Here is a 17,532-nt window from a genome sequence, read left to right on the forward strand (position 1 = left end):
ACGAAGGAGCCCGAAACATACGGGATCCCACCTTTTCCACGCTGAATCAGTTGTCACTTTAATTAACCATCGTTTTGCAACATCACGATGTCAGTTCGGCCGCGTTTCCTGCACATTGACGCGCAGGAAGTACCGCACCAGAGCCACGGCCAAACCTAGGAATACGCCAAAGATCAGGCCCAACGCGAGGTTCAATTTCAGTTTCGGCGAAGTCTTCGACGTAGGCACATCTGCGGTATCGACGATGGTCACGTTGTTGGCGCCGACATTGCCTGCCACACCGATTTCCTTGTAGCGCTGAAGCAGCGCATCGTAGAGCTGACGGTTGGTGTCGACGTCGCGCTTGAGCATGTTGTAACGAATGCTGCGGCTCTGCAGATCCAGCTCGTTGTTCCGCAAGCCGGCGATGCGCTCATTGAGCAACTGCTCCTGATGCACCGACGCATCGTAGGTCGCCTTCAGCGACTGGCGCACGTTGATGACCTCGCCATTGATCTGCCGGCGCGACTCTTCGATTTGCGCCTTCAGACGCTGCATTTCCGGGTAGTCCGGCTTGAAGGTCGACAGCTTCTGCTGGTATTCGGTGGTGAGACGCACCTGCTCGCTCCGCAGGCTCTGGATCAACGGACTGCTGAGCACCTGAGGCAACGACATGCCATCGCCACTGGATGCCTGACGCCAGGCAGCCTCGGCCTTGATACGGGCATCCTGCGCAGAAGCCAGCAAGGCGTTGAGATCGGTCAGGTTCTGCGCTGGCAACGAGGGCTTGTCGTCGCCCACCGACACAATCTGCTCATCGGTGGAGTATGCGACCAGCGACTTCTCCGAATCTTCGACCTTGCTGCGCAACTGCTCCAGTCGCTCGGCAAGGAACTTGGTCGCGAACGAGGACGCCTTCATGCGGCGTTCCTGCGTACTGATGATGAACATCTTTGCGTACGTGTTGGCGATCTTGGCCGACAGCACGGGGTCCGGCGAATCGTAGTTGACGTAGACCAGGCGCGAATTGAGGATGGGTTCGACCACCAAGCCGGCCAGCAACGTATCGGTGAGGCTGCGCTCGATGATCGCCTGACGCGAATCAACCGATTTGCCTGCCTCGGGATTCTTGGCTGCGGCCTTCTCCAGTGCCTCGTCCACCTGGTCCTTGAACGCCGGCTCCTTGTCGAGCTTGGCTTCGCGGATCACTGCACGTGCCAGTGAACGGCTCTGCAGCAGCTGATACTGGGTCTGGTAGAAATCGCGATCCTGCGGCGACTCCACCGGCATCAGGTTGTCGACGTTCACCACGTTCAGCGAATCGCGTTCGATCTGCAGCGTGCTGGTCGCGCGGTACTTCTCCGGCATCAGCAGCGTGATGGCCAGCGCCAGCAGCAATGCGCCCAGTGCGATTGCGATAATCAACCAACGCTGCGACACCAGGGCGCGCCAGTAGTCGAGCAACCCCACATCGGCGAGTTCGAGATGCCCGTGACGCTGCGACGAAGAGGAACGATTGTCGGAATTCATGCTCATCGGTAAGCGCGCCACACCATCACAAGAGGAGTCAGTTCCAGCATGGTGCGCAACCACACGCGCGCATCCGAGCGGTACACCACCACGATGTCGCCGCCGTAAATCTCAGGATCGGGGTTGGTTCCCTTCTCGATTTCGGTCAGGTCGAACCGCGCGAGCATCTTTTGCCCATTGACCATGCGGAACACGATGACATTGCCGCGGCTGGCGACCGTGCTCACGCCCTTGGCCTGCGCGATGGCTTGCTGCAAGGTCAGGTTGGCCCCGATCACCGGATAAATGCCCGGCTCGTCGACCGCTCCGGTCACGGTGACGCGACGGCCGTTGGATTCCTGCACGAACACCGACACCTGCGGATTTTGCAGGTAGCCATTGCGGTACCGGTCGGCCACCATCTTTTCCAGCTCGCCGACGCCCATGCCGGCCGCATTTACGTCGCCAATGAGCGGCAACGAAATGTGGCCGTTCTGATCGATACGGACCTGCCGTTCCAGATCGTCGATCTGGAACACCTTGACCAGCAGCAGGTCGCCTGGCGAGAGCCGATACTCGGGCTGCACTGCGGACATTGCGAGCGGGTCAGGCAGTGGCAACGAGGTCGCCATGTCCTTACCGGTGCTGCAAGCGCCCAGTGTTATCGAGCAGATCAACGCCAGGCTGAGCGCTTGGCAAAATCGTCCGATCAGTTTCTTCATGCGTGTGGCTGGCTGCCTCGGTTGGGTGGGACAGGAGCTCGCGCAGCATTCAACCGGCCAAACACGCCAGCACGAACGTACGACAGAGGGTTCATCCCGGGACATCGGGATCACGACAGGTAAGGCGTGTTGCACTGCACTATGGCACAGAAAAATCGCACCGCAAGAGACCGCACGCCATTTTTTTGACAGCGTTGGCCTATTGATTCAAGTTCGTCGATATCGCGTTAACGAACCGTGATCCACGTTTGAATCTGGAGAAAATGTTTCGGAGTGTTTTCGGACACTTAGCATCATTGCGTGATCCAAGTCCATAGCGAACCGGACCGCAAAAAGCGGGCGCTAGCGCGCCGTTCATGCTGCATCGCGATATGCCGATATGCGTATTCGCCCAGGCCGTCGCGGACACAAAAATGCAATGTTGCGACGCAACAAAAAAGCCCATGACGCGACGTCATGGGCTCGGTGTTTGGTCGGGGTAGCCGGATTCGAACCGACGACCACTAGTCCCCCAGACTAGTGCGCTACCAGGCTGCGCTATACCCCGAAGATGTTGCGCTCCGCCGCGAGGGCGGCCTGCGATTATAGCGGCTTTGTGAAACGTTTTCCTAGCGGCGCAGCAGTTGCAGGACTTCTTCCAGCTCCATCCGCACCTGCTTGATGATCTGATTGCTCAGCGCCGACTCGCTCTTGGCGCCATCGCCCTCCAGGCGCAAGCGCGCACCGCCGATGGTATAGCCCTGTTCGTACAGCAACCCGCGGATCTGACGCACCATCAGCACGTCATGGCGCTGGTAGTAGCGCCGGTTCCCGCGCCGCTTGACCGGCTCCAGGCTGGGGAACTCGGTTTCCCAATAGCGCAGCACATGCGGCTTGACGTCGCATAGCTCGCTGACCTCACCAATGGTGAAATAGCGTTTGGCCGGGATCGGCGGTAGCTCGCGATTACTGCCCGGATCCAGCATAAGCCTCCACCCGTTCCTTGAGTTTTTGGCCGGGGCGGAACGTCACCACCGTCCGTGCCGAGATCGGAATTTCTTCGCCGGTCTTGGGATTGCGACCGGGCCGTTGGTTCTTTCGCCGCAGATCGAAGTTGCCGAAACCCGACAGCTTCACCTGACGGCCCTGCTCCAGCGCATCACGCAGCACATCGAAGAACGCGTCGACAAATTCCTTTGCCTCACGCTTGTTCAGACCGACCTCGTCGAACAGACGTTCGGCCATCTCCGCTTTCGTCAATGCCATGCCAATCCCCTGGTTACCGCCTCAACTCCGGATCCGGGCGCGATGCTCGCGCTCGATCACGGCCACCACGTCGGTGACGACCGCATCGACGTCCCGGTCGGTGAGAGTGCGCGAGTTATCCTGCAAAATCAAGCCCATAGCCAGACTCTTGAAACCTGGCTCGACCCCCTGCCCGACATAGCGGTCGAACAATTGCACCTCACGCAACAATGGCCCGACCGTAGTGCGCACGCTGGCCGACACTGCCGCCCAGCTCACCTCGTCGGGCACCAGGAAGGCCAGATCGCGGCGCACCGAGGGGAACCGCGACAGCTCGCCGGCGCGCGGCAGGGTCCGCTGGACCAAGGGCATCAGCTGCAACTCGAACGCGATCACGTCCACGTCGATGTCCAGCGCCTTGGCCAGACGCGGATGTACCTGCCCGATCCAGCCGATACAGACGCCGTCGCGATAGATATCGGCCGACCGGCCCGGGTGTCCGAACGGCTGCGTCGACGGCTGGAAATCCAGCTGCGCGCCGCTGGCCGCAGCCAGCGCCATCAAGTCGCCCTTCAAGTCGTGGAAATCCACCTTGCGCGCTGGCTCGCCCCACTGCAGCGCCAGCGCATCGCCGCACACCGCCGCGGCAACGTGCTGCGACTCTCCGGGTGCCGCACCGGCATCGGCCGCAGCTGCGAACACCTTGCCCAGCTCGAACAAACGCACCCGCCCAGCCTGGCGTGCAGCATTGCGGCCCAACGTGGCGACCAGGCCCGGCAACAGGCGCGGACGCATGATCGCCAACTCCGCACTGAGCGGGTTGGCCAGCGGCACCAGGCCTTCGGTAAGCTGCCAACGCTCCAGCAAGGCCGCATCGACGAAGGCGTAATTGATGGTTTCCTGCAGCTCGCGCGCCACCAGCTGGCGCCGCACGCTGAGCTCGTCCAGCTGGGTTTCGCTCGGCATCGCGATGCGACTGGCGCCACCAGGCAGCGTGGTCGGCACCCGGTCGTACCCGTGGATACGCGCCAGCTCTTCAATGAGATCTTCTTCGATGGCGATGTCGAAGCGACGGCTCGGGGCCATCACTTCCCAGCCTTCGGCAACCGCCTCGACGTGCATGCCGAGCGCCCGCAGCATGCGCACGACGTCGGCATCGTCGATCTGAATACCGAGCACGCGTGCAATGCGCGCACGGCGCAAGCGGATGCGCGCCGGCTGCGGCAGATGCTCCGGCAGCTGCGCATGCACCACCGGGCCAGGCGTACCGCCGGCCAGTTCCAGCACCAGGCGCGTCGCCACTTCAATCGCCTGCGGCGGCAGTGCCGGATCCACGCCACGCTCGAAACGGTGCCCGGCATCGGTATGCAGGCCGAGTTTGCGGCCACGGCCCATGATGGCCTCAGGGGCGAAGTACGCCGACTCCAGGAACACATTGCGGGTGGTATCGGTGACGCGTGTGTCCAGCCCGCCCATCAAGCCGGCCAATGCAACCGGACGCCCGGCATCGGTGATGGTCAGAAAACTCTCGTCCAACGTGACCTGGCGACCGTCCAGCAGCACCAACTGTTCGCCAACGCGGGAATGGCGCACGCCGATCGGGCCTTGCAGCGTGTCTAGGTCGAACGCGTGCATCGGCTGTCCCAGCTCCAGCATCACGTACTGGGTGATGTCCACCAGCAACGACACCGGACGCACGCCGCTGCGGCGCAGCCGCTCGGCCAGCCACACCGGCGTCTTGGCGGACGGGTCGATTCCTTCGATCACACGACCGCAATAGCGCGGCGCATCCTTACCGGCGTCCAGTTCCACTGCCAGCGTGCGCGTGGACACCGGCGCCACCATGCCGGCGTCGAACGCCACCACTTCGCTGGCGCACGCGGCGGCCACGTCGAAGGCGATGCCGCGTACGCTGAAGCAATCGGCACGGTTGGGCGTGAGCTTGATCTCGATGCTGGCATCGGGCAGCCCCAGATACTCGGCCAGCGCCTGCCCCACCGGCGCATCGTCGGGCAACTCGAACAGACCCGACGCATCGCTGTCCAGACCAAGTTCCTTGGCCGAACACAACATGCCGTTGGACGCCACACCGCGCAGCTTGGCCGCAGTGATCGTCAGCTCGCCGATCTTCGCACCGACCAGCGCCAACGGCGCCACCAGACCCGCACGCGCATTCGGCGCGCCACACACGATCTGCAGCAACTCGCCCTGCCCGGCATCGACGCTGCAAACCTGCAGACGATCGGCTTCGGGATGACGCACCGCTTCGACGATACGCGCCACCACCACCTGACCAAGCGACTCGCCCAGCGGCGTGACTTCTTCGACTTCAAGACCGATCGCCGTCAGCGTCGCGGCCAGTTCATCGCGCGTGGCCTGGATCGGAACGTGGCTGCGCAGCCAATTTTCAGAGAATTTCATGAGAGGCCGGGAATCGAGAATTGGGAATGGGGAATCGCAAGAGCAGGGTTGCCGGGCCTTCGGAACCGGACCGATGGAGCCAATGGCTCTTGCGATTCCCGATTCCCAATTCCCGACTCCCCGCCGTCAAGCAAACTGCCGAAGAAAACGCACATCGTTCTCGAAGAACGCGCGCAGGTCGTTGACGCCATAGCGCAGCATCGCGAAGCGCTCCACGCCCAGGCCGAAGGCGAAGCCGGTGTAGCGCTCAGGGTCGATGCCGACGCTGCGCAGCACATTCGGGTGCACCATGCCGCAGCCCAGCACTTCCAGCCAGCGCGTGCTGCCGTCGGGCTGCTGCCAGGCGATATCCACTTCCGCGCCAGGCTCCACGAACGGGAAATAGCTGGGACGGAAGCGCATTTCGAAATCGCGCTCGAAGAACGCACGCACGAACTCGGACAAGGTGCCCTTGAGGTCGGCGAAATTGGAATGCTCGTCCACCAACAGGCCTTCGACCTGATGGAACATCGGCGAGTGGGTCTGATCCGAATCGGAGCGGTACACCTTGCCGGCCGCGATCATGCGCAGCGGCGGTTTGTGCGCGTCCATGTAACGCACCTGCACGCCTGAAGTATGTGTGCGCAGCAGGCGTCCGTCGCCGAAATAGAACGTGTCGTGCATCGCGCGCGCCGGATGGTGCGGCGGAAAGTTCAGGGCTTCGAAGTTGTGCCAGTCGTCCTCGATCTCCGGGCCGTCCGACAGCTCGTAGCCGAGCCGCGCGAAGATTTCGACGATGCGCTCCAGCGTGCGTGTCACCGGGTGCAGACCGCCGCGTTCGCTTCGACGCCCCGGCAAGGTGACGTCGATGCGTTCGCCGGCAAGACGGGCATCCAGCGCGGCGGTTTCCAGCGTGTGCTTGCGCTCGGCCAGCGCTGCAGTCAGCGCGTCGCGCGACAGGTTGATCGCCTCGCCAGCCACCTTGCGTTGCTCTGCCGGCAACGTCCCGAGCTGCTTGAGCTGGGCAGTGATGCTGCCGCTCTTGCCCAGCAATGCAACACGCAAGGCTTCCAGTTGGTCCGGCGTCTGCGCCGCGGCAACATCGGCCAGCGCGCGCTCGGTCAGGGATTGAATCTCACTCATTGCACTTGCGCCTCAACTGCGTCTACCGAACGGTGTTTCCGGATGCACCGGAACGCATTGCCACTCAAATCTGGTCTAGCCCGGCATCCAGTCAGCAATGCCGGCCATCTAAAAACGCAAAAGGGGAAGGACTCGCGCCCTTCCCCCTGCATATCTGCTTGCCCTCGCCGGAAGCCTGTACACGAATGCGCAACCCCCTTCGAGACGCTATCCCTTCAAAAGTCCGCACATGGATGTGCGGGCTCTTGCAGAGGGACCTGCATTTACGCCGCCAGCGCGCCCTTTGCCTTCTCGGCCAGCGCGGCAAAACCGGCGGCGTCGTGCACGGCGATATCGGCCAGCACCTTACGGTCCAGGGTGATGCCAGCCTTGAGCAGGCCATTCATGAAACGGCTGTAGCTCAAGCCGTTGATGCGGGCAGCCGCATTGATGCGGGTGATCCACAGCGAACGGAAATTACGCTTCTTCTGCTTACGGCCAATGTAGGCGTACTGCTGTGCCTTGATGACTGCCTGCTTGGCAACGCGGAAGACCTTGCGGCGAGCGTTGTAGTAACCCTTCGCCAGGGTCAGAATTTTCTTGTGGCGGCGACGCGCCTGTACGCCACGCTTTACTCGTGCCATGGGTCAGTCCTCAGAGGTAGGGAAGCATACGATCGAGACGGCCAGCGTCCTCGGCACGGACGTGGTTCGTCTGCCGCAGGTTGCGCTTCCGCTTGGTCGCTTTCTTCGTGAGGATATGGCTACGGTTTGCGTGGCCGCACTTGTACTTGCCGGAGGCGGTTTTGCGGAAACGCTTGGCCGCCGCCCGGTTGGTCTTGATCTTGGGCATTGCAATGTCCTTGATGGTGTTTTGTCACTGACACGGGCGGCAGTCTTGCGACCACGCTTTCCATCCTTGCCCTTGCCTGCTTGTAAGTCCTTGATCGAACACGATCCGGACAGGTCCTGATGCCGCTTGCACGGCGCCCCGATAAAACCGGGCCGCGCAGTCTACCCGTTGCCGGGAATTGTTGCAAATCGTGGAGCTTGCACTGCAACAAACCTGTCGGGCCCGTTGCAGTGCCGAATCGGATCCTCAGACCTTCTTCTTGGGCGCGATCATCATGACCATCTGGCGCCCTTCCAGGCGCGGACGCGACTCGATGACGATGTCGTCGCCCAGATCGGCCTCGATCCGCGCCGCCATCTCGCGGCCCAGCTCCTGATGGCTCATTTCACGGCCACGGAAGCGGATGTTGACCTTGACCTTGTCGCCCTCTTCCAGGAAACGGCGCATGTTGCGCAGCTTGATCTGGTAGTCGCCCTCGTCGGTGACCGGGCGGAACTTGAGTTCCTTGATCTCGACCTGCTTGGTCTTCTTCTTGGCCTCGTTGGCCTTTTTCTGCTGCTCGAACTTGAACTTGCCGAAATCCATGATCTTGCAGACCGGCGGATCGGCCTGCGGCTGGATTTCGACCAGATCCAGGCCTTCTTCTTCGGCCTTGGCGAGCGCTTCGTCGCGCGACAACACGCCGACCATCTCTCCGTCACTGCCGATCACGCGAACGCGCGGCACACGGATTTCTTGGTTCTTGCGGTTCTGTTTGTTGTCAGGGGTACTGATATTGCAATCTCCCAGAGGAATCGAACCGGCGCATCCGGATCATCCAGATCGGCCGGGGTTGGCTCACGCTGCCTGCTCTGCCTGCAGACGTTCGATGAAGGCCGAGACCGTCATGGTCCCAAGATCCTCGCCTGAACGGGTCCGCACGGCGACAGCGCCATTTTCCTTCTCGCGGTCGCCGACCACGAGCAGATATGGCACGCGTTGCAGCGTATGCTCGCGAATCTTATAACCGATCTTCTCGTTACGCAAATCTGCGCTGACACGGAAGCCTTGATTTGCAAGGGTTTTCCGCACTGAGTCGACATATTCAGCCTGAGCATCGGTGATGTTGGCGACAACGACCTGCACCGGGGCCAGCCAGGACGGGAAGGCGCCGGCGTGGTGTTCGATCAAAATGCCGATGAAACGCTCCATCGAGCCGACGATGGCCCGGTGCAGCATGACCGGATGCTTCTTCTGGCTGTTCTCGTCCACGTACTCGGCGCCGAGGCGGCCCGGCATCATGAAGTCGACCTGCATGGTGCCCAGCTGCCAGGTGCGGCCGATGGCGTCTTTGAGGTGGTACTCGATCTTGGGGCCGTAGAAGGCACCCTCGCCCGGCAGCTCCTGCCATTCCACCCCGCACACGCCCAGCGCGCTGCGTAGCGCAGCTTCGGCCTTGTCCCAGGTGGCATCGTCGCCCAGGCGCTTTTCCGGACGCAGCGCGATCTTGATCTGGATGTCGTCGAAGCCGAACGCGGTATAGACCGCCAGCGCCTGCCGGTGGAAGGCGGTGACTTCGGATTCGATCTGCGATTCCAGGCAGAACACGTGCCCGTCGTCCTGGGTGAAGCCGCGCACGCGCAGGATGCCGTGCAGCGCGCCGGAAGGCTCGTTGCGGTGGCAGGCGCCGAACTCGCCGTAGCGGATCGGCAGGTCGCGGTAGCTGTGCAGGCCCTGGTTGAACACCTGCACGTGGCCGGGGCAGTTCATCGGCTTGACCGCGTAGGTGCGCTTCTCCGACTCGGTGAAGAACATCGCGTCCTGGTAATTGTCCCAGTGGCCGGATTTCTGCCACAGCGACACGTCCAGGATCTGCGGGCAGCGCACTTCGCCGTAGCCGCTGTCGCGGTAGACCTTGCGCATGTACTGCTCGACCACCTGCCACAGCGACCAGCCCTTGGGGTGCCAGAACACCAAGCCGGGCGCTTCTTCCTGCAGGTGGAACAGGTCCTGCGCCTTGCCGATGCGGCGATGGTCGCGCTTGTCGGCTTCTTCCATGCGCAGGATGTAGGCATCCAGCTGTTTCTTGTCGGCCCAGGCGGTGCCGTAGATGCGCTGCAGCTGCTCGTTCTTGGCATCGCCGCGCCAGTAGGCGCCGGAGATGCGGGTCAGCTTGAAGGCCTTGAGGAAGCGCGTGTTGGGCACGTGCGGGCCGCGGCACATGTCCACGTATTCCTGGTGGTAGTACAGGCCCATCGCGGTGATGTCCTCGGACATGTCCTCGATCAGGCGCAGCTTGTACTCCTCGCCGCGCTGGGCGAAGACCTCGATCACCTCGGCGCGCGGGGTGACCTTCTTGATCACGTCGTAGTCCTGCGCGATCAATTCCTGCATGCGCTGCTCGATCGCGGCCATGTCGTCCGGCGTGAACGGGCGTTCGCTGTAGATGTCGTAATAGAAGCCTTCGGCGATGACCGGGCCGATCACCATCTTGACCTCCGGGTACAGCTGCTTGACCGCATGCCCGACCAGATGCGCGCAGGAGTGTCGGATGATCTCCACGCCTTCGGCGTCCTTGGCGGTGATGATGCGCAGGCTGGCGTCATGGTCGATGACGTCGCTGGCATCGACCAGCTGGCCGTCGACCTGGCCGGCGATGGTGGCCTTGGCCAGGCCGGCGCCGATCGACTGGGCGACCTGCATGACCGAGACGGGGGATTCGAATTCGCGGCGGCTGCCGTCGGGGAGCGTGATGTTGATCATGGGCAAGAATGAGGTCTGGTCTGGCTGCAGCGGTCGGCTGCCATGGGAGATCTGGCCATCGCTGGTCAGGCTCGGAGGGAAATGCGGGACGAGAGGCAAGACAGCGCCATGCAGGCGCTCTGCGCGCTGGCGCAGGCAAGGATCAGCGGTGGGCGGTGGTAGTGCTCATGTCGCACGCTGGGCCGGCGCGGGGCGCGGGCCACCTTCTCGCAGGGGGTCTTGGGCGTGAATGGTAAACCAATCAGCCGTCCGCTGCGTACGGCGGCGCGGCGCTGGCGGGCGCATGGCATGATGCCGGCCACCTGTCCTGCCGTTGCCGACCATGACCATCAAGGGTAAAGCCACCTCGCTGGATATCGCCTACCTGGCCGGCGTGTCGCAGCCGACCGTGTCGCGCGCACTGCGCGGCAGCCCGATGGTCAACGAGGAAACCCGCAAGCGCATCCTGCGCATCGCCCGCGAGCTGAACTACAAGGTCGACAAGAACGCCTCCTCGCTAAGGCTGCGCAATGCCGGCACGCTGGCACTGCTGTTCTTCGAAGACCCCACTGCCGACGACTCGCTGATCAACCCGTTCTTCCACTCGATGCTGGGCTCGATCACCCGTGCCTGCGCGCTGCAGGGCTACGACCTGCTGGTGTCGTTCCAGCAGTTGTCCAAGGATTGGCAGGCCGATTACGAAGACAGCAACAAGGCCGACGGCATCATCCTGCTGGGCTATGGCGACTATCAGGAATCGCGCCAGCGGCTGCAGCTGCTGGTAGAGCAAGGCACCCACTTCGTGCGCTGGGGCGCGGCCCTGCCCGGCCAGCCCGGCATTTCGATCGGCAGCGACAATTACCAGGGCGGGCTGGACATTACCGACCATCTGCTGGCGCAGGGCTGCCGGCGGATCGCGTTCGTCGGACACGCGTCCAACCACTACCCCGAATTCGAAGAGCGTTACCGCGGCCATGCCGCTGCGCTGGCGCAGCATGGCCTGGTAGCCGACCCGTCACTGCAGTTCGATGCGATCACCACCGAGTTGTCCGGCTACACCGCATGCCTGGCACTGCTGGAGAGCGGCAATGCGTTCGATGCGGTGTGCGCAGCCAGCGATCTGATTGCGATCGGTGCAATGCGCGCCCTGCGCGAGCGCGGCCTGCGGGTGCCGCAGGACGTGGCGGTCAGCGGCTTCGACGATATTGCGTTGGCGGCGTCGGTTGCGCCCGCGCTGTCGACCGTGCAGCAGGACACCAAGCAGGCCGGCACATTGCTGGTGGAAAGTCTGGTGGCCCTGATTCGTGGCGAGGCCGCGCAGAGCCGCACGATTCCGGTGCGTCTGGCGCTACGCGATTCCTCGCGCAGCAGCGGGCTGCAGCCGCCACTGGGATGGGCGCCGTCTGGCGCAGAGACCGGCGATGCGCTGACGGGTCGGGCGGCGGATGGGGTGGTCAGGCGCTGATTCAGGATTCGGGATAGCGCGCCGGTTGGGTCGCGAGATCTCGCGACCCGCTGCGTGCGGCGCAAGAGCGCAACCGGGCGCGACAGGCGTCAGCGGCAATGCCTGATCGCGCCCAGGTGCGCGCCTACCTGTTGCGTGCGTCGCGTGCAGCCTGCTCGGCCATTTGCAGGTCGAGCTGCTTGCGCAGGGCCGGGTCGGTGATCGGCGCATCCGACAGCAACACGCGCACGCCGTGCGCCGGCACCGCTGTTGCGAAACCACGCTGCACCTGCAACTGCTCGCCACTGACCGCATCGCGCCACGCGCCAGGCTGCAGGAAGCGCGTCACTTGAATGGTGGCTGCGGTATCGGCCTTGTTGAGCAGCACCAATGCGGTCTGGGTTGTACCTGCATGCTGATAGACGCGCAGGAACGCGGCTTGATCGCCGTGTAACCGCACATCGACCTGCACGCCACGCTGCAATGCCGGGGTGTTGCGACGCACCTGGGCGATGCGTTGCAGCTGGCCGAAGATCGGGCTCTGCGGTGCAGTGCGAATGCGCTCGACGCCGAAGTAGTTGCGATTGCCGGCATGTTCGGCACGCCCACGCATGAAGCCGATTTCCGAGCCGTAATAGATCACCGGAATGCCGCGGGCGGTGAACAACCAGTTGTGCGCATCGATAAATCCGGCATCGCTGGCATCCAGACGCGCCATGTCGTGGTTGTCGTAGAAGCTCATCAACTCGTAGGGGTTCGCGTAGGGCCCTTGACGCAGGAACAAGGGCGCGGCGAGTTTTTCGAAGCCGGCCTGTTCATGACCGAATACCGCGGCAAGCTGCTGCTTGAGCGGGAAATCCAGCACGCTGACGCCGGCATTGCGCGTCCAGGTATGCCCGGCGATCTTGTTGGCGTCGTAATCGAAGGCTTCGCCGAACATGAAAAAACCCGGACGTTTTTCGCGAATGCGCGCCACGAAGGCATGCCAGAAGCGATCCGGCATCCAGCCGATGGTATCGATGCGAAACGCATCGGCGCCCTGCTCCATCCACTGCAGGTACGCGCCGGCCAGATAATCCAGCACCGCCGGATTGTTTTCGTTGAGGTCGGACAATTCCGCCAGGCCGCCGCCGGTGTTGTAGAAGGCATGCAATGGGTTGTGCTGCGGATCCAGTTGCGCAGGCGCGAGATTCTGGTGGTCGGCGACCAGGCGCCCCTGCGCATCGTAGAGCTTGCCAAAGCCGGGTTGCGCCTGCGGCATGGTGTAGGCCGGCGAACCGTGGTTGCCCACGATGTCCAATACGACCTTCAGCTTGTTGGCGTGCATGGCGCGGGTAAAGCCGGCGAAATCAAGTCCCGGGCTGGGCAGATGTTCGTCGAGCTTGTAGAAGTTGACGCCCCAATAGCCGTGATAGCCGGTCTTGCCATGGTCGCTGAGCGTGCTGCCGCAGGTGATCGGCTTGCCGCCGGTGAACGCTTGGTCGGGGTTATCGACGATCGGGGTGATCCACACCGCCCCGAAGCCCAGGTCGCGGATGTAATCGGCATGCTCGACGATGCCTTTGAAGTCGCCACCGAGATAGCCGATGTTGTCCTCGCTGCCATCGGCGCATGGTGTGGGCACATCGAAGGTGCGATGCGCACCACCCTGATCGCGATGGTCATTGCCGGTATCGCCGTTGACGAAGCGATCGGTCACCACGAAGTACACCGCCTCGGCGGCGAACGGCTCCAGGGTGCCGTAGTAGTCCTTGGCTGCAGGCGCCGCCATTGCCGCGCCCGCGTACATCGTCAACGCCACATACATCGCACTGCGCATCACTGCCCTCCCGAGGCCACTGGAACCCGCACCACGCACACGCCTGCAATCAACAGGCTGAGCCCGCCAATGGCCAATGCATAGATCGGCTGCCCACCCAGCCACACGCGCAGTACAAAGCCCAGCGCGCTGGCGGCGACCAACTGCGGAATCACGATGAAGAAATTGAAGATGCCCATGTACACGCCCATCTTTGGAGCAGGCACGCTATCTGACAGCAAGGCATACGGCAGCGACAGGATCGAGGCCCAGGCGAAACCGACCCCCACCATCGACAGCAGCAACCACTGCGGGTCGCGGATGACCAGCATCGACAACAATCCGGCGGCACCCAGCCACAGGTTGCACAGATGGCTCCAGCGCAAGCCGATCGCACGCACCAGCAGCGGAATCACCACTGCAGCCAATGCAGCAAACCCGTTATAGGCGCCGAACAACACGCCGACCCAGTTTGCGCCATCGTTGTAGGCCGCCGAAGCGGTGTCGTTCGCACCGAAATGCACTTGCGTCACTGCGGCAGTGGTGTAGATCCACATCGCAAACAAGGCAAACCACGAGAAGAACTGCACCCAGGCCAGGCGACGCATCGTCATCGGCATGCTGCGCACGTCCTGCACGATCGCCACCAACATGCTGGTGGCGGGCAACATGCGAGCCAAGGCAAGCAAGACGCCGTAGGCAAGACACAACCCGGCCAGCACGTACAGCATGCGGTCGCCCTGCTGCCAGGCGATGGCCGTGGCGAGCAGGACGCCCAGACCGCACCACAGCACGCTTGCCATGGGTGTCGGCGCCATGCCAGTGCTTGCCACCTGTGCGAGAGGCGGATGCGCATCGTCAAAGCCGGCCAACTGCTCTGGGCTGTACTCGCGCGTACGCAGCACCGTCCAGGTGATCGACAGGAACAATACCGCCGCGCCGAGGTAGAACGCGTAGCGCACGCTGTCGGGCAACTGGCCTGGCGGCGCGGTGTTGGCAATGCCCCAATGGGTCAGCAGCCAGGGCAGAAAACTCGCGACGATCGCGCCGATGCCAATGAAGAAACTCTGCATCGCGTAGCCGGTCGGCCGTTGCGACGGCGGTAATTGGTCACCCACCAGCGCACGGAAAGGCTCCATCGAGATGTTGATCGATGCATCCAACACCCACAGCGTCCCGGCGGCCACCCAGAGCATCGGCGCGTTGGGCATCACCAGCAAGGCCAGCGTGGTGAAGACAGCGCCCACCATGAAGTACGGACGCCGGCGGCCCCACGGGTTCCAGGTGCGATCGGACAGGTAACCGATGACCGGCTGCACGATCAGGCCGGTGAGCGGTGCAGCGATCCACAGGCCTGGCACGTCGTCGACCTGCGCGCCCAGGGTCTGGAAGATACGGCTGGCATTGGCGTTCTGCAGTGCGAAGCCGAACTGGATGCCGAGAAAGCCGAAGCACATGTTCCAGATCTGCCAGAAATTCAAGCGTGGCTTGGCGGTCATGGCGCGGCCTCCACGCGTGCTGCAGGCCCGACCAACAACGCACTGACCTGCGCCGCATTGACCACACCATCACGGCCGCCGCGGCCGCCGTTGTACTGCGCAAAGTGCGCCAATGCGCTCATATTGAAGCCGTTCTCGAGCCGGAACGTACAGGCCTGCCCCGCCACCGCATCGAAAGTCACTTGTGTGGAGAGCTGCTCGCCTACGCTATGCGGCATCACGATGACCTGCGATTGTGCGGGTTTCCCCGGGCACTCCAGCACCAGGTGTTTCACCGCTGCCGTGATCCCGGTATTGATCGGGCCATTGTCATTGCGGTAACGCAGCGATACCCGATGCACGCCTGCATGTGCCGGACGCCAGCTCCAGCGCTGGCTGCCCGGCAACTGCTGCAGTGGGCCGAGCGTCAACGACGGGCTATGCAGCGACTCCAGACCATCGCGCCGCCGGGTCAGGCTGAGCACATGCAGCACGCCATCGTCGGGAAGATCCCAGTGCGCGCTGGCATCGAGTGCGTGGCCGTCCAGATACAGCGTTGTTCCTTCCGGAATATCGATGCGATACGTGTTGCCGATCTGTTGCGCGACCGGCGCCGGTGGCATCTGCGGTGCGAAGACCTGCTTCGGTCGCGGCGGCGGCGTCAGGTCGGCATTGTGCCCAACCAACTGCACCAGCGTGGTCTGCCCCTGCCGTTCGCTGCGTCCTGCCACCAGCAACTCGCCGGCATCGTTCGCCGGGCGCTGCAGCACGTACCGTCGTGCGCCCTGTTCCAGCACGATCTGCTTGGCGTCGCCAAACAACAGGGGCAGCAAGGACCGCGGCAACTTCGGTTGTAGCTTGCCATCGGCCGACAGCCCGAACACACCCTCCTGCACTGCAGACAGGTAGCCCGCCACCGACCACAGCTGGCGTGGCGAGTTCACCACCGGGCCACTGCGCGCGCCCTCTTCCACGTGCACCGCAAGGCGCTGCATCTCGTAGTTTTCCATGTTGGAGCCCGCCAGCGCGCTACCACGCATCAGCGATTGCAGCTCCAACGCGATGCGTGGCGCATCGTCCAGCGTGCGTGCAGCGCGTAGCGCATAGGCACTGACGAACGGCCAGACAGCGCGGTTGTGGTAGATCGGCTGCGCGGCCTCTTGCGGCCACACCACCGGGCTGCCGCCCGCAACCATCGGGTAATTGCGCAGCGCAAGGCGCGCCCGCTGCGGCGGAAACACATCGGCCAGTACGCCCAGCGAGAGGCCGAGCAGATCCACCTTGGCGTAGCGCACCGGATGCGCTGCGCTGCCGAGATAGCTGACGTATTGGCTGCTGCGCGCATCCCAGAAACGCCTATCGATGGCCTGGCGGAGTGCATCGGCCCACTGCGCATATTGCACAGCGCGTGCATCGCCCTGCTGGCGCGCCAACTGTTCGGCCAGCCGCAACGCCTGGTAATGCAGCACGTTGGTGGAGAGCGCAAAGGATTCGGCAATGAATCGCACGTCCTCGCGCGTCCAGTCCGGGTAGGTCTGTTCTCGCCAATCTAGGAACGAGGTTTCGCCGCGGTAGAGACCGATCTGCGCATCGAACACGGCATCGCGGTCCTGCGCGATCGTTGCCCGTAGCGCCTGCCACACCTCTTCGGCAAACGGCTTGTCGTCCAGCAAGCCACGGGCGGCAAGGAACCACACCACTCGGTCGCTGCTGATCGGCCAACTGCCGCCGGAGCCGGTGTCCTGCGCCACGAACAGTCCCGGCGTGCGCCCATCGCGTGCGGCCGAGAGCTTGAAGCGCAGTGCATTGCGCGTGCGCTCCGGCTCCAGCTGCGCCAACGCAAGATCGGCCGCAAAGCTGACATCGCGCGTCCAGACGTAAGGCCAGCGTTCGCCGGTTTCGAAGCAGGCGCACGGCACCGGCTTGCCATCGTTGAAGGCGGGGTCGCGGATCGCCTCGACGCGGTCGTCGGCCATTTCCTGCTGTGCCAGCGCGAACAAGGCGTCGAACAGCGGGCTGGCGGTGTGCGTGCGCATCGGTTGTGCCGCAATGCGGCGTTCGCCCTGCGGCCAGCGCAACACGAAGCTGCCGTCGTCCAATGCCTGCGCTTGGGCCCGGCGTCCTTGAAATTCCAGTTCGTCGGCCAGTGCCGGCGAACTTGCCGCAACGCCCAGCGTTGCAGCCATGCAGATCATCTTCAACATCGAAGCGGCAAGACAGCTTGCGCCGTCGGCCTTCCTCCCTCGTTGCACGCGTTGTGGTGCGCGGCACGGACGTGCCACG

General features: G+C 63.4%; 14 protein-coding genes and 1 tRNA gene. 1 reads left to right on the top strand and 14 read right to left on the bottom strand.

Translation table 11 applies throughout. From position 1 onward, the window contains the following. Positions 1 to 90: 90 nt before the first annotated feature. The 11 genes from ACDH77_RS12495 to thrS form a co-directional block, all read right to left on the bottom strand. The gene (locus tag ACDH77_RS12495) at positions 91 to 1,530 is read right to left on the bottom strand and encodes a GumC family protein (RefSeq protein ID WP_029819711.1); all 1,440 of its coding nucleotides are present in this window, start codon (positions 1,528 to 1,530) and stop codon (positions 91 to 93) included. After that, positions 1,512 to 2,210: a polysaccharide biosynthesis/export family protein gene (locus ACDH77_RS12500; protein WP_005914015.1), complete on the bottom strand. Its 699-nt coding sequence runs from the start codon at positions 2,208 to 2,210 to the stop codon at positions 1,512 to 1,514. The genes ACDH77_RS12495 and ACDH77_RS12500 overlap by 19 nt, the downstream gene beginning before the upstream one ends. A gap of 470 nt (positions 2,211 to 2,680) precedes the next feature. After that, positions 2,681 to 2,757: transfer RNA gene (locus tag ACDH77_RS12505), tRNA-Pro, on the bottom strand. Positions 2,758 to 2,818: 61 nt separating this feature from the next. Then, positions 2,819 to 3,175 (bottom strand): MerR family transcriptional regulator, encoded by a 357-nt coding sequence (locus ACDH77_RS12510; protein ID WP_005995911.1) that lies wholly within the window; start codon positions 3,173 to 3,175, stop codon positions 2,819 to 2,821. Then, a complete protein-coding gene (locus ACDH77_RS12515) occupies positions 3,156 to 3,455 on the bottom strand; it encodes an integration host factor subunit alpha (protein ID WP_002811076.1) in 300 nt (99 codons plus the stop codon). Before ACDH77_RS12515 ends, ACDH77_RS12510 begins: the two co-directional genes overlap by 20 nt. Positions 3,456 to 3,476: 21 nt before the next feature. Continuing rightward, complete coding sequence (gene pheT / locus ACDH77_RS12520; RefSeq protein ID WP_372353479.1) at positions 3,477 to 5,855, bottom strand: phenylalanine--tRNA ligase subunit beta; 2,379 nt, start codon at positions 5,853 to 5,855, stop codon at positions 3,477 to 3,479. Positions 5,856 to 5,981: 126 nt separating this feature from the next. Next, positions 5,982 to 6,977 carry a phenylalanine--tRNA ligase subunit alpha gene (pheS, locus tag ACDH77_RS12525; protein WP_031423236.1) on the bottom strand — a complete coding sequence of 332 codons (996 nt, stop codon included), beginning with the start codon at positions 6,975 to 6,977 and terminating at the stop codon, positions 5,982 to 5,984. Positions 6,978 to 7,240: 263 nt separating this feature from the next. Continuing rightward, positions 7,241 to 7,600, bottom strand: coding sequence for a 50S ribosomal protein L20 (gene rplT / locus ACDH77_RS12530; RefSeq protein WP_003484828.1), 360 nt, complete (start codon positions 7,598 to 7,600; stop codon positions 7,241 to 7,243). Between the two features lie 10 nt (positions 7,601 to 7,610). Then, entirely contained in the window at positions 7,611 to 7,808 is a 198-nt protein-coding gene (gene rpmI / locus ACDH77_RS12535) for a 50S ribosomal protein L35 (RefSeq protein WP_002811096.1), read from the bottom strand. Positions 7,809 to 8,054: 246 nt separating this feature from the next. Further along, complete coding sequence (infC, locus tag ACDH77_RS12540; protein WP_077708941.1) at positions 8,055 to 8,597, bottom strand: translation initiation factor IF-3; 543 nt, start codon at positions 8,595 to 8,597, stop codon at positions 8,055 to 8,057. 48 nt (positions 8,598 to 8,645) lie between these two features. Then, on the bottom strand, positions 8,646 to 10,550 hold the full coding sequence (gene thrS, locus ACDH77_RS12545; protein ID WP_014090481.1) for a threonine--tRNA ligase: 1,905 nt from the start codon (positions 10,548 to 10,550) through the stop codon (positions 8,646 to 8,648). A 322-nt stretch (positions 10,551 to 10,872) separates the two neighbouring features. Between thrS and ACDH77_RS12550 the strand changes: the two genes are divergently transcribed. Beyond that, a complete protein-coding gene (locus tag ACDH77_RS12550) occupies positions 10,873 to 11,994 on the top strand; it encodes a LacI family DNA-binding transcriptional regulator (protein WP_029819718.1) in 1,122 nt (373 codons plus the stop codon). A 124-nt stretch (positions 11,995 to 12,118) separates the two neighbouring features. Here the strand turns inward: ACDH77_RS12550 and ACDH77_RS12555 are convergent, their stop codons facing one another. The 3 genes from ACDH77_RS12555 to ACDH77_RS12565 are packed head-to-tail and all read right to left on the bottom strand — an operon-like array spanning position 12,119 to position 17,453. Further along, positions 12,119 to 13,744 (bottom strand): alpha-amylase family glycosyl hydrolase, encoded by a 1,626-nt coding sequence (locus ACDH77_RS12555; protein WP_031423240.1) that lies wholly within the window; start codon positions 13,742 to 13,744, stop codon positions 12,119 to 12,121. A gap of 47 nt (positions 13,745 to 13,791) precedes the next feature. Further along, positions 13,792 to 15,270, bottom strand: coding sequence for an MFS transporter (locus ACDH77_RS12560; RefSeq protein WP_031423245.1), 1,479 nt, complete (start codon positions 15,268 to 15,270; stop codon positions 13,792 to 13,794). Beyond that, positions 15,267 to 17,453: a Six-hairpin glycosidase-like protein gene (locus ACDH77_RS12565; protein ID WP_031423247.1), complete on the bottom strand. Its 2,187-nt coding sequence runs from the start codon at positions 17,451 to 17,453 to the stop codon at positions 15,267 to 15,269. The genes ACDH77_RS12560 and ACDH77_RS12565 overlap by 4 nt, the downstream gene beginning before the upstream one ends. Between the last annotated feature and the right edge of the window lie 79 nt (positions 17,454 to 17,532).

Source organism: Xanthomonas axonopodis pv. maculifoliigardeniae, from assembly GCF_041519315.1.
Lineage (GTDB): Bacteria > Pseudomonadota > Gammaproteobacteria > Xanthomonadales > Xanthomonadaceae > Xanthomonas > Xanthomonas euvesicatoria.